Genomic DNA, 13,998 nt, shown 5'->3' with positions numbered 1-13,998 from the left:
TGCAATACCTTATTTAATTAAATGTAATTTGATTATGATTAACTGTTAATCAAAACAGCCAACAGCAAGAAACTCTAAACTGTTGTTCTTACAAGCAGGACAAAAGTTATTTTCTGGCTGTAATTTCAAATTAAAATGGTCAATAGTTCTTTTAGTGCCCCTCTTCTCCGATAATTCACTATCCGTATAAAAAATATGGTGGGGAAATTTGCTTCTCTGCTTTATGTTAATCATTTCGATCTGGGAACTTCCATTTTTAATTGCCGGTACCATTGCTACTTTCATAAAGTCCATCATTCCTGCGCCGTAAAACAGGTCTTTGGATTGGTAACCACATTTGCATTTTGCTTTCATAATAGTGCCCATTTATTTAAAATATTTAGTATATGGTTTTGATTTTTAGTATTTTAATATTTTGACCACCAAAAATTAGATGGTTTTTGGCCGTCATACTTTCTGTAATACTGCTCTTTTTCTTCATTGGAAGGCTCATAACTTTCACATTTATATATCAAACACATCAATTCAAAAAAATATTTAACATCCTCTAATCCGCAGGACACTTTGCAATAAGTAAACCTTTATAGTTTTGTATTAACTCATCTGCAACACGATTGATTTCACTTATCGGCTATAAATTTGAGGCCTCATAGTCTGCAGGTATTTTGAAACCATCCTTTTCCTATGCCGGATTAAATCATGTCCCCATTTATCGAAAATTGAATAACATTCCACTTCCGAATTTGTATAGTCATTATATTTTTCGGTAAAACCTATTCCAACTTTAAGAATAAATAAATTGGAAAAAATATTTCGGTCGTGAAAATCAAATTTACTGCTACGATTTACTTTACCGTTATCTATTACTTTAAATGATGATTCAGCAGGTAGAATTTCATCAAGAAAATCAATAATTGCACGAATATCTCTAGCATAAGATATATTGGATCGGCGATTGTTGTCAAATTCCTCTGTAATTGTAAAAACTTCAAGATTTCGTAGTGATTCTTCCTCTGCAATTTTATTGATTATAAAAAGAAATGGTCTTTCAAGATTTTCCACTTTTCCTGATTTATAGTAATCCGCAAATATGTATGGATCTAAAACTGTTAGTTTTTCCAAATGGTTTTTTACTAATGAGGAATTAGCAATTTTTAGTTTATCCCAATCTTTTTGGCTATTCAAAATAAATCCAAAAGACAAATCTCTTTTAAACTGAATGATTTTTTCTTCATAATCAGAAATAGTAAAAACAATAATATTAGCCATTTTAAGTAGCGATTTATCAATTGTTTCTGCAGTAAAAAATAATGATAGTTGGTTTTCAGGAGTACATGCTAAATCTTTTTCTATATTTTCAGAAAGAATAAATTTACGGGAATCCCCACTTATTCCGTAGCGTAAACGCAATTCAGATTTGGAAAATTCTTCTGTTGTATTTGTGCCTTCCTGAATAATTTCTATTTCGCTATAACTATTTAGCAGCGAATCTAAAAACTGATCTGCAACTGAAATATATGAAGGCTTAGATAAGAAAGCGCTTAGAAATTCTTTACTAAAAAATACTTTCATGATCAATTCATCTGTTCACGGTTAATATTTGATAAATTGAACTGTAGCCTTACCGCTTCATCATAAAAGCCGGGTCCGAAATCTTCAGTAAGACTACCATTATGGTTGATTTCAATCTCAATAACCTTTGGATTTTCCGGAGCAACACTTTTATCATCATTAAAGTAGTAAATCATGGATTTGTCCGTAGATATTTTTCCTTGCGCAGTAAGTAACTGAAGTTTACGGATTAGGTATTCGCTATGCGTTTCCAAAACAATTTCTTGATCCGGGAACATTTCAGTAGCGAGTACAAAAATATCTGCGAGCAGTGACTGATAATTTGGGTGGAGATTTGCTTCAGGTTCCTCGATGAAAATTGGTGAACCGCCCAACTCAATTCGCATTAAAATAGGCAACAACATGGAAAAACCGTAGCCCAATTCTAATAAACTCTGCTGCTTTTCTTTATTTTTTATTAGTAAATCAGCTATACCTATTCCATTTAGTAACTGCACCTGCTGAATGATAACTTCTGAAGGAAAGCCTAAAATTTTCATAGCTTTTTCAATGAAAGTACCACTTTTGAATTGCGGCTTAGTCTCGAAAATTTTAGGAGTCTTCTTGTCTAGATTACTATAATCAATTAAGATCTGATAATTTGGATTATCAATTGATTTAAATTGAAGACCGCGATCTATTGTAATAAATTCTACTTGTTTTAATTTGTTATCAAATTTTCTGAGCACAGCAAGTAATTCATTACAAAATGTGTTGCCATTTTCTTCAAAGTCCTGCATCCAATTTATGTATTTCTCCGAAAATATTAGTTTGTAGGAACGAGATGGAATTATCTCTATATTCATTTCTGGAAACTCTTCTTTGAAATACTTTTCAATTTTCCAACGAATGTTTTCAAGTGCGGACAAGAGATTTTCTTTTTCTGTTTTGAAGGGATCGTTAACATTAATTTCTTCACCTTGTAAACTAAGAATCTTATCGTAATATTTGGCGGTAAATTTTTCCATATCAAGATAAACATCAAATAAAGCGTATGGGGTTTCTTCCAAAATCAATCTTTCAATCTCATTACATAAAGCATTGGCTGACAAAAGGTTTTCCTGAGATTTCACCTCTCGATATGAAGTTTTTTTGTTTTCAAAATCAATGTTTAAAACTGTTTTTTTAATAAGCTCGGGATAAGTTACATTTTCAATTTCTTTATAATTATCAAAAGTTATTTCAGGATATTTTGAGAAATCAAATGGAAATTGATTTAAAGGAGTATAAGTCACATTAGTTTTATCTGACAAACCTATTGGTATTAGAGATATTCCTTTGAGAAAAATATCGACGATGTTTTGATAGTAAATTTTTTTATCATACACTTGATTATCAACTAACAATAATGGACGATCTTGATACAAGATTTTATATTGAAATATTTTGTTATCAGCATAACCAATGCGCAACTCTGTATTTACAAAAAAGGGAATTTTAAATTCCGTGCCAACCACAAAATATTTGTCGTTAGAATCGTAATTAACGGCATTTTCAAACGAGTTAATCCTATGATCGCCTTTTGAAAAATCCAAATTGTTAACATTATTTTTCAACAGCATGAATAATTTTGCCAATGCACTTTTTCCTGCGTTATTTGGTCCTGTAAGAACTGTAATCGGGCGAATGTTAAAGTTTGTTGTTTCTTTGAATATGCGGAAATTTTTGAGAGATATTTTCATTGTACTTGCTGTATTTTAATTTGAGTTGTTGACTTGATCTATTAAGGGTGTTATTTTATTATGAAAGCTTTCATTACCATAATTAAGGATGATCAGGTTCTGTTTTGCTCTTGTTATTCCTGTATATATCAATTCATTAAAAGTACTTTCCATGTGTTCAGGAACATTTTCAATAATCAGGTAGACAAGATCCGCTTCCCAACCTTTAAAACTGTGAATTGTTGAAATCTTGATTGTACCACTGTTCATCCAAAAATGAATTTTTTTATTATCACGAATTAACTTCATGAGAGAGGGTGCTGCATTCTTTACATACTTTGCAATGAAGGAAGATAATGCTGTTTGATTTTGAGCATAGTAGTTGTCAAAAATTTCTGAAGTAATTTTACTATTTCTGCACAGGTGCTGATATCTCGCATTAAAAAATTCAGGAGATTCATCTGCAAGATTTTTACAAATCAGCAGCGAAGCCAATTCCCGAAAACCACGAGTGAGATTGTATTCATTATATAGTTTTATCAATTCAAGCCCCTTGCGAATACAGTGTGTTCGCATTGTTTTTATCGGTACTTGCTCAGAATTCATTCCGGATGTTAAAAGCATTTCGGATGTTTCAAACATTGTATTCGTTTTTTCGCCTGAACGGTAACGATAGTGAGCATCGAAATCTTTTAAAAGCCTTATTTGAGTTCCTAAAACCGTAATATCATTTGGATGAATACCTTTGTTAATACTGTTTTCATGAATAATTGTATATAAACTCGGAATACTGTTTGCCGACGGCAAAAACATGTAACTTAATGTTCCTGACAGATCATCTTTTTCTGAAAATAAGCCACCATCACTGTTGCTCGCTTTAAAAGATACGTGTTCATCTGTTTCATATTTTTCTGCAAGGAATTCGCGCTGAAAATTTAAAGCCAACTCTTTAATTTTTGTTCTTGACCGATAAGATGTTTTCAGTTCTGAGGGACGACCAATAATGTTGACCGACATACTCTTGTTCACCACTTCATTGCCATAGATATTTTGCTTCTCGTCACCAAAAACCATATAGTAGCCGTTTGCAGATAAAAAATAATCTTTAATAATATTCATCCACGTTGATTTATAGTCCTGAATTTCATCAATTAAGATTGCGTCGAACTTTCTAAATTGGTCTTTATATTGCTCAAATAATGCGATATTTGAGTAGTAATTCTGCTCAAAATAATTCTCAATTTGTTCTGCTGAATAAGAGTCAAAATTTTCAGGAACTGCTACATCCACACCTACGCCATTCAATACATCATTAATGAAAACATGATAATTCAAAATTGTAAACGCTCCCCACGGAAATTCCTCACGAACCTCACTAATTTTGTCTTTCAAATAATTCTTTAGCGTAACGTTGAAGGAAAGGATAAGCACATCTCCATTTGTTCTTTTATGTAATTCTACAGCGCGTCCTGCCAAAACTGTGGTTTTTCCTGAACCTACAACCCCTTTTACCCTAATTTCTTTTCTATCCTGGTCATAAATCAACCTTTGCTGTTCCTGATTATACATTGGGACAATTCCATCAGTCTTCTGATGTAATGGTGGATTTAGGAATCTTTTAATTCTCTCATAAAGTTCATCTGGAAAGTAAGAAGTCATTTGACCTTTTCCTAAATGACGGCGACGCAATGCACTATTAAAATTATCTTTTGTCAGCCCATCTCTGCCGAATAGCAAAATATTGAAAGTAAGGAATTTACTATAATTTTTATCCGAAGAAAATTGATTTACAATAAAATCTTCAAGATCGGACTGTGTGGCATTGTGAAAATATAAAGCACAAGAAATCATGTTTGCATTTCTAATATCGGATATCTTTTGTTCTAACAGATTCTCTATATGCAGATCAAATAAGTTATTCTTATACTTTAGAACCTGAGTAATAGGTGATTTGATTACTGCGTTCCCTGTTGAACTTTTTACTTTCCAGTTCTTAGTTTTGTGGTCAATATCATAATGTTTTAGAACATAATCCTTAACTTCGATTATTAACATACCCTGACCTTTTTTCATCACAACAACATCCGGTCTGTCTCCGTTCATATAAGGATTAAAGAAGACATCATACGAATCATCCAAATTATCACGAAGAAAATAAAGCAAATGAAGTTCACCCGGCTCAGGTTTTACTTTGCCTTGCAAAATTTTTTCTATTTCAGGATAAAAAATTGCCATTCCTTTATAATTTACTTAATAAAATCCCCACAACCAGACCCAAAATTATCAAAATCAGATAAAGCCAGATATTTGTTTTTTTTCTTGAGCGAATATCTTCTTTCAAAGAAGAGTTTTCAAGAGAAATTATATCTAATTTTGCTGATAAAGAGGCGGTTTCAGATCTGACTGCTTCTTTAATATTTTTTTCATGCAAGGACGCTATTTCTGATTTATATTTTTCCATTTCTTCAGCCTGCATTTTCATTTGTTTATGAACAGTTTCAGTCTGTTTTGAAATTTGTTTTGCCGAATCTTCCTGGAGTTTTTCGAATTCTTTGTTTTTATTCCCAAGCTGTTCTGACAGTGTTTTTACCTGTTCTTCAAATTGTTTGGTGACATCTTTTTTGACTTCTTCGATGAGAAGAGCACGGGAGTTTGATTTTTCTTCTACGAGTTTATTTACTATGACATGCAGACTTGCTCCGTAATCGTGTGGTAAGTGAAAACGGCGGTCTGAAAGTTTGTCTAACAGGGTTTCATCTACCGTGTGTCCCAGAGCGGTAACCGTGAGTGCGGGCAAATCAATAAATTTTTCTGCCAGTGCCAAATCGTTGAACACTTCGAAACTTTGGCGGTCGCCACCACCACGGACTAAAGCAATAATATCAAAATCACCTGAGGAAACATTGTTCAATTGGCTAATGATGGAGGTTGTGGAAGTAATGTTGCAGGTGAAATCTGTGATTTCAAATTCAGTAGAAGATACATCCAAGCCTTCTGAAAAATCTCTCTGCACAATAGCATTATGGCCATAAATATTGGCAATCCTGATCTTTTGACCGGAAAGTATTTTTTCGCGGATTAAGGTTTGGAGGTCCACAGAATCTTTTTCTAACTTTTTCTGAATGAGGTCATATCTTTTCAGATCGTCTTCAGAGATGGTTTTTTCCTCCTGGGCAATGATTTCGTCTACGACAAAAACAAGGTCAATGCTTGAGTTGCGTAATCTTTTTTCTATATATCCGCGCAAGGTGTAAATTTCATTATTTACAATCTGAGAACGGAGCAAGCCAGGCATTTTCACACCGATAGATACATTGTCACTTTCGGAAAATAAAAAGTCGTAATAGTAGTTTACATACGCCTTGCCACCGCCGTAGGAATATCTGCCTTTCAGGTAAATTAAATTTACCGTGGCAGGAAGTTTCAGGGCATTGTTGAAAATGCCTATTACTGAGGTTGGGGAGTAAACCTGATATTTATCCGATATGTTCGGTTGTGTTATTTCCAATTTTGCTCAGTTTTAAAATAGTCCTGAATTGCTGATACTTTCTCAGGTAGGTTATCATTAAGTGTCATCGCTAAATAAAATGAAGCTCTTGAGAGGCCAACATACATAAATTTGAGAAACATTTCATCCGAAACATCGGATCTTAAAATATTATCCACATTGTGAAAAAATGCGGCTTCGAACTCCAACCCCTTGATTTTATCAATGGAAAAAACCCTCACAGTATCTTTATTTCCTAATACCTCACCATCTTTACAGGCTTTCACATTAATACCAACATCAGAAAGCTCATCAAAATCTCCCAGTTTTTTAGCGCATCGCTCCACATCTTGTTCTAAAGGGACAAAAATCGCAATAGATGGTATGAAACTATAGGCTGCGCGTATTTCTAAAATACGATTTACAATCCACTGCAATTTTTCGTCCTCATCATCTGAAATCAACAAAAGCGGTACAGGTTCCATATCTGACGGTGAAATGAATGATTTATATACTGCTTCCTGCTTATTTACCCCTTTATAAATTATCTGTGCCAACGCAAGTAAAGTTTGACTTTGGCGATAGGAAATTTCAAGGTCATAAATTTCTGTGTCCTTAAAAAATTTTCTGTAGTCGTCCCATGATTTCAGACCATCTTTTGTCAATTTTTGCATCATATCACCAGAGAGCGTGACAGAATTAAAATCAGGATTGTTGAATGACGACATACAAAGTAAATCTATCAGGCGAAAATCGGTTGCCTCATCTATACCTATCACCGCCTTACAATATTGACGAAAAGTTTCAACAAAAGGATGATTAGTATTGTTGTATAATAATCTATGGTTTTTTGCCAACAAATTATTCAATTTATTAATGAACATGATTATAAATGCCTGTTCATCAACATGGAGCCTGATATTGTTTTCTTTAACAAGTTTTTCGAGCAGCGAAAAATTCCACAAAACAGATTGTGATGCGATTTCCGATCTTCTAAATTTTTTGTAGGCGGAAGGAATTTCCTGATAGATATTTACCATTATCCCTTTGGTTAGCCTCTCAAAATATTTTCTGAAAAATGCAATCTCACCAATTTTGTCTCCATTTACCACTTCCTGGGATTCCGGTATTTTTTCGAGATATTTTTTATCTCTTCCAGTTAACTTAGTGATATTGTCAAATTTCTTAAGTGCATTCTTTCGCACCAAAGATTTAATGACGGCAATTAACTTCAAATCGGTATCTGCAGGATTTTCTTCAACGGTTTCCTCAAAATTTTCTCTATCAATATCCTCGTCTTCGTCCTGTTCATTATCGGTTTCAGTAAGATTTTCACTAGCAATCATTTTTACCAATTCCTGATAACGAGCAGTATCTTTCTTCACCTCAGTCAGTACTATTGCAGCTGCTCTCTGTATCATCTTATTGAAATCATCTGCAACAGATTTTGATAAATCCTGATACTTTTCCTGCAGGTTAAGAAATAACAGCATAAACCCTGGTATATCTATATCTGCATTGCCGACAGAATCTCTTTTTATAGTGTTGCCAACATCTTTCCAAGAAAACAGAGAAATATCAAGATTTTTAATCTTATCAAGTTTTTGTTTCTGCAGACTTATGAAGTATTTTTCAAATTTTGATATTAACTCCTGAAGTTTTGCTGCGTCCTCTGGCAGCATCGTGATATCTTGGTCCCTTTTATAAAATAAAAAAGGCTTTTTCTTTACGGAATCTGACAATTTAAATTCTAAAAACAGGTATGGTTTATAATCCTGCCAAACCCTTACAGTATCATCATTTGCAAGCAACTCCTCCTTAACCATACTGTTGTTAAGAAAAAGCTTAAGAAGCTCATTTGGTGTAAAGAAAATCCAGCTTTTTTTCTGATCAAAAAGCACCTGTCTTTGTGCAGAGCTAATATTTGTAAACTCCTCTATAGTCTGCGACGTTAAGAATTTTATCCGCTGAATAAGGGAAGTTGTTTTTCCTGTACCGGGACCGCCGTTTATGATGAGATTACCATTAAAAATTTTGGAACTTTTCACTTTGTCCTGCACGGGATCCAGAATTGGTTGGTATCTTAATTCGGCATGAGTACGAATAAAGTTCTTGGCTGAAGCCAATTTTTCATCAAATTGTTTTCTTTTTAAGTCCAGTTCTAAAATTAATTTATCTACCGCTTCCTGATTTTCCTTATTTTTTGCCTCCTCTATCGCTTTTTCATCTTTTTCTAAAGATTTTTTCAGCTCAAGAATTTCCGAAATCAGCTGATAGGCATATTTTCTTGAATCAGACGCAATATTGATCTTTATATTTTCAGCTACCGCACTAGGACTAGGATCATAAGTAGCACGATTGAAAATTTCAATAATTTTTTCACCATTTGGAGACCGGTAAGCGTGGGATCCTTCATTGTTCTGTATTAGGATACTAGCCAGATACGAATGTTTCGGGACGGTAAAGCCATCTTTAGAGTACGGTTTTGCATCAACAAAAGCGGTGTTCGCTATAGGATTTCCAAACCAATCTTTACTGGTTTTCACATTGCCTTCACTGTTGATTAGCCAAAACTGCTGCTCAGTACCATCATAAAGCACCTTGCATCTTCCCACGGCATTATTGAGGGTTTCTGAGGCGAATTCTAACTGGCGGTGCCTGTCAATTGCCTTTGCAATATCGAAAATAGATTCTTTCATTATAGCGTAATTTTTTTATCTGTTTAATCCGCATACTGCGCCATTAAATATTCAAAACCGGTGGTGGTTGTAATTGCATTGTGCGGAATCAGTGCGTATTTCCAAGGTTTGCCACCATTTTCGGCGTTGTATTTTGAGGCGTATTTACAAAATTCCAAGGCGGCCTCTTTTTTCGCCAAAACATCAGGATCGGTCATTTTGCCTGATTCTTTTGGTTCTACCATATAGATTGCATCATCGGTTTCTACAATGAAATCCGGTTCATAGCGTTTGCCCGTATTGCTCCAATAGATTCTGAACTGACTTGGTGCAGGTCGAAGCCATTTAACAACTTTGGAATCACTTTCCAGAATGAAGGCAAAGTCTTTTTCTGTGCCCGAATCAAATTTATATTCAAAATGACAGGCTTTTTCAAAACCGCGGTAAACATATCTCGGAACTAATGAAACCGGCGAAATGGTATCTCTGTAATCTCTGTAGCCCGATTCTGTAAGGGCAGTATAGTTATGCGGTTCAATCTTGGTGAACGGCAATACATCCGGCTCTACAAACTCGGGCGTGGTAACCGTAAAATTGGCGCGCATCTGATGGTATATTTTTTCAGCAATGGCCGGTTTGAACTGCCTTACGGTAAGACTCAGTTTGCTTTTGTCATCCAGGTTGTTTTCCAAAGCGTCCACTGCCTGCTGTGCCAATTTATAAAGCAGGTCAGCATTTGAATCATAATCTATTTCCGGATAATTGAGGAGTTCGCTGATGATGAGTTTTACCGGATTGGATTTAATACCGCTGTCCTCAACCCCAATTTCTTCCACTTTTCTGTCCTGTAAATTCATTCTGATAATCTGCTGATCAAGTGCGCGGTAATTGAAATCATCGGTTACTAAATCGAAGTCTGAAAAGTATGCCTCTACTTCGCCGCGAGCCAATACCATTCTTGGAATTTCAATGATATTTTCTTTATAAGAATTAATAATGCTTTCATATTGTGCTCTTGCTTCTGCCACAATCTGTTCTGAAAACATATTTAACTGTCCTTTATTCAGGTTTTCTTCAATTTTCTGAATGACTTCTTTTTTTACTTCTTCTTTTGTAAGGTCATCCACTTTCTTTACGAGGGAAGATTTATTGAATGATGGCAACACGGTGAGAATGGCTTTCTTGGCATCTACCACCGTCTGCGCTTTTTGTTTTTCTACCGGATTGGTAATGGCTTCTACTTTTTTTTGTTCTTCCTGAACGGTTTTATCTACGGTAGAAACCGAAGTAATGACTTCTGTTTTTGGCTGCAACTGTCCTTCATCCAGTTCAATGAAAGTGAATTTATTCAGGATAGATTTCGGATCGTTGGCTTCTTCAATAACGGCATCAAAATTATCGTGAGCAATAACGGTGAGTTTGTCCACAGATTCCACTCCGGTTCTTTTACCGTCATAAGGCAAGCGCAAACCCCGACCAATGGTTTGCTCAATTAATATTTTAGCATTTGCCGCCCTTAAAGGAACGATCGTATAGAGATTAGAAACATCCCAACCTTCTTTCAACATATTGACGTGGATGACAATTTCAACCTGATTTTCAGGATTTTCGAGTGATACAAAAAGACTTTCAATTTCTTCATCCTTGCGTGTTACGCTGTGTATGGCGATTACTTTGCCAATGTATTCGCCTTCGTAAAACTCTGATGAATTGATATAATCATAGGTTTCTTCGGCGTGCTCTATATTTTTACAAACTACAAGAATAAACGGTTTAACCTGTTTTACTTCGTTGTTGCGGGAATATAAGTCGAGTTCGTTTTTGGTTTGGCGATGCACAGAAACGGCATCTTCCAGTTTAATGCGGTCCACATCTGCATCGGAAAGACTGCCTTTTACAAAGTTTTTCCTTTTTGCTATGGCAGGATTTTTCACAAACTCGCCATCTGCCAATGCCTGCGCGAGATTGTATTCGTAAACGATATTCTGAAAAACATTTCCTTTTTCGTCTGTTGGTGTGGCGGTAAGTTCCAAGCCAAGAACGGGTTTCAGTTCGTTAATGGCATTTTTGGAAGCATCAGCGTGGTAGCGGTGCGCTTCGTCCATTAAAATCACCAAGTCGTTAATACCGGTAAGATAATCCCAATACGATTGTCCCAAATATTCTGAAAGCCGTTTGATTTTCGGTGCTAAAGCGACGCCGCCTTTTTTTGTTCCCTTATTATCTGAATTGAATTTTGAGATATTGAAAATATTGATGCGGATTTCGTTTTCATCAAACAGATTTCCCTGCTGATTGTAGTTGTCGCCGGTAATGATGACCGGACGGTTGTGCACAAACTCCGAAATGCCATTGAACACATATTTTGCATAACCCGGATCACCGAAATCTTTAATGAGTTTTTCGTAAATGGTAAGGTTGGGCGCTAATACAAAGAAATTCTTAATGCCTTTGTTTATAGCGAGATAAGCAATACAGGCACCCATTAATCTTGTTTTGCCAACACCCGTAGCAATGGAAAATGCCAGTGAAGGAAAATCGCGCTGAAAGTTTTTGACAAACGGATAATGCTCCTGCACTTTTGCGAGTTCCTCCTTTAGGAAAGCGGTGGCTTCTTCCGGGTTTTCGGGTTGTTTTTTCAGGGTGAGTTTATCGGCTAACTGTGCGACTACATCCAGGGAATCCTGTAAAGGTTTGCGCAGGGAAAGGCGCTGTTTGATGTAATTGGCTGTATTGTCCATTGGTTGGTGGTTATTGGTTGATGGTTGATGGTTTATTTTTTACACCCCGCCCTTCGGGCACCCCTCTGAAAGAGGGGAATAAATTCCTAAATTTTAGAAAATTTTTGCTTCCAAGGGAATTTTGATTAATCAAATAAGGTGGTTTGCGTATCGGTGTTGGATTGGTCGTTGAGTTCCTGAATGGTTATTTCAGGCTCTTCGGTTTCTTCAGCGGTTTCTTCGGTGGGAAGATTTACGATATTGAAACTGTAATCGTCTTTGCCAAACTCGCATCGGTTCAGCAACATCTGCGGTATTTTTTTTACAGAAATGTTTGGGAAGCGATTTTTACATTCTTTCTGAAATGCCTTGCAGCAGATCAGCAACGATTCTCCGGGCAGCATATCATCGTGAATGCTTTCCAGGGATTCTGCGGTGAGGAACTGCGTAGTGGTATAGATGAAATCCTGCTCGGAAGAGCGGCCCTGTTTCCAGAATTTGGTATCATCGGGCTGATATTTGAAGCCCTCCTGTTTTGCCATTGCTGCAGCGAGCATATCGGCATTGTAGTTTTCAGAAATAACCCAGTTATCAAATTTATCTTTTTGCAGCAGACTTGGCGCAAGGGTGTAGAATTTGAAACCGCCGCCACCTTGCCAGTTTACGGCTTTGGAAATGCCGCCCTGTTCGCCATCTACTACGGCTTTAAGACGCGGATAACAATGAGTTTTGGCGTGTTCGCCCAATTCTACGCCAATATATTTTCTGCCCATTTTGTGAGCGACTGCGGCAGTTGTGCCAGAACCGAGGAAGGAATCTAGGACGATGTCACCTTCAACTGTGGTCAACTCTAGAATTTTACTAATTAGACCTTCTGGTTTTGGATAATCAAAAGATTTTGCATTTCCAAAAATTGATTTTATTTCATCTCCTGCTGTTTTATTAGTGCCAACATCTGTCAATATTGATCTTAAAACCTGTCCCGAAGGCATATAAACCTTATGATGCAAAGACCAACCGTTTCTTCCTTGCGATAATCTTACAGTTCCATTTTCTAATCCTGTTAGTATAGTGTCTTTAGATTTTTGAGAATTCATTCTCAGAATTGTTCCATCAGGACAGTCAATTTCAATAGGTATAGGATTTTGTAGCCCATCTCTCGCTAAAGTATCCCAATAAAATCTGCCATTTTCATCCTTTTCTTTATATCTTTTCAAATATTCTTCTGATTGAGAAACTTTCCATTTACTATGAATCTCTTTGCTCTTAAACTTAGCATAAACTAAAACATAATCGTGGTCAATTGCAAAAAATCTTGAATCATTACCACCTCCTTTTCTTTTTTGCCAAATTAGATCACCTATATAATTTTCCCTTCCAAAAATTTCATCGCAAATTAATTTGCAATAAGCCTGTTCATTTTCATCAAGATTAATAAAAATAACTCCATCTTTTTTTAAAAGTTTATATAATATCTTTAATCTTAAATACATAAGGTTTAGCCAAATTGAATGCTCTATACCATCATCATAATATTCAAATGCTTGTCCCGTGTTATACGGCGGATCGATGTAGATGCACTTTATTTTTCCTGCGTAGTCCTGCTCCAGAGCTTTCAGCGCGAGCAGGTTGTCGCCGTGTATGAGCATATTTCCGGTATCGGGATCGCCATAGGAATATTCGGGGTTTTCTATGAGTATGCGTGGTTCCAGTTTTGGTTCTTCACCTTTGCCAATCCAGGTGAGTTCGAGTTTCTGAAGGTTTTTGTTGGCCATATTTTTTTATTGTAAAAATGTACAATGTAAAAAGTACAATGTACTTGGTTGGTGGTTAATGGTTAT

8 protein-coding genes are annotated in these 13,998 nt (G+C 35.8%); all 8 read right to left on the bottom strand.

What is annotated here, in order from left to right; genetic code table 11:
• Nucleotides 1-45: 45 nt before the first annotated feature.
• Nucleotides 46-366, bottom strand: coding sequence for a hypothetical protein (locus CKV81_RS00450; protein ID WP_095069347.1), 321 nt, complete (start codon nt 364-366; stop codon nt 46-48).
• Nucleotides 367-624: 258 nt separating this feature from the next.
• Nucleotides 625-1,572, bottom strand: a complete 948-nt coding sequence (locus CKV81_RS00445) for a hypothetical protein (protein ID WP_095069343.1) — start codon at nt 1,570-1,572, stop codon at nt 625-627.
• Between the two features lie 2 nt (nt 1,573-1,574).
• On the bottom strand, nt 1,575-3,293 hold the full coding sequence (locus CKV81_RS00440) for a DUF3696 domain-containing protein (protein WP_095069339.1): 1,719 nt from the start codon (nt 3,291-3,293) through the stop codon (nt 1,575-1,577).
• A gap of 15 nt (nt 3,294-3,308) precedes the next feature.
• On the bottom strand, nt 3,309-5,507 hold the full coding sequence (locus CKV81_RS00435) for a nuclease-related domain-containing DEAD/DEAH box helicase (RefSeq protein WP_095069337.1): 2,199 nt from the start codon (nt 5,505-5,507) through the stop codon (nt 3,309-3,311).
• Between the two features lie 4 nt (nt 5,508-5,511).
• Nucleotides 5,512-6,780 carry an exodeoxyribonuclease VII large subunit gene (locus CKV81_RS00430; protein ID WP_095069335.1) on the bottom strand — a complete coding sequence of 423 codons (1,269 nt, stop codon included), beginning with the start codon at nt 6,778-6,780 and terminating at the stop codon, nt 5,512-5,514.
• Nucleotides 6,771-9,458: a DEAD/DEAH box helicase family protein gene (locus CKV81_RS00425; protein ID WP_095069333.1), complete on the bottom strand. Its 2,688-nt coding sequence runs from the start codon at nt 9,456-9,458 to the stop codon at nt 6,771-6,773. The genes CKV81_RS00430 and CKV81_RS00425 overlap by 10 nt, the downstream gene beginning before the upstream one ends.
• A 23-nt stretch (nt 9,459-9,481) precedes the next feature.
• Nucleotides 9,482-12,178 carry a DEAD/DEAH box helicase gene (locus tag CKV81_RS00420; protein WP_095069331.1) on the bottom strand — a complete coding sequence of 899 codons (2,697 nt, stop codon included), beginning with the start codon at nt 12,176-12,178 and terminating at the stop codon, nt 9,482-9,484.
• A gap of 125 nt (nt 12,179-12,303) precedes the next feature.
• A complete protein-coding gene (locus CKV81_RS00415; RefSeq protein ID WP_095069329.1) occupies nt 12,304-13,932 on the bottom strand; it encodes a site-specific DNA-methyltransferase in 1,629 nt (542 codons plus the stop codon).
• Nucleotides 13,933-13,998 lie beyond the last annotated feature (66 nt).

It is taken from the genome of Chryseobacterium taklimakanense, assembly GCF_900187185.1.
In the GTDB taxonomy this organism is placed as follows: Bacteria; Bacteroidota; Bacteroidia; order Flavobacteriales; family Weeksellaceae; genus Planobacterium; species Planobacterium taklimakanense.
This window is presented reverse-complemented; position numbering and strand designations above follow the sequence as displayed.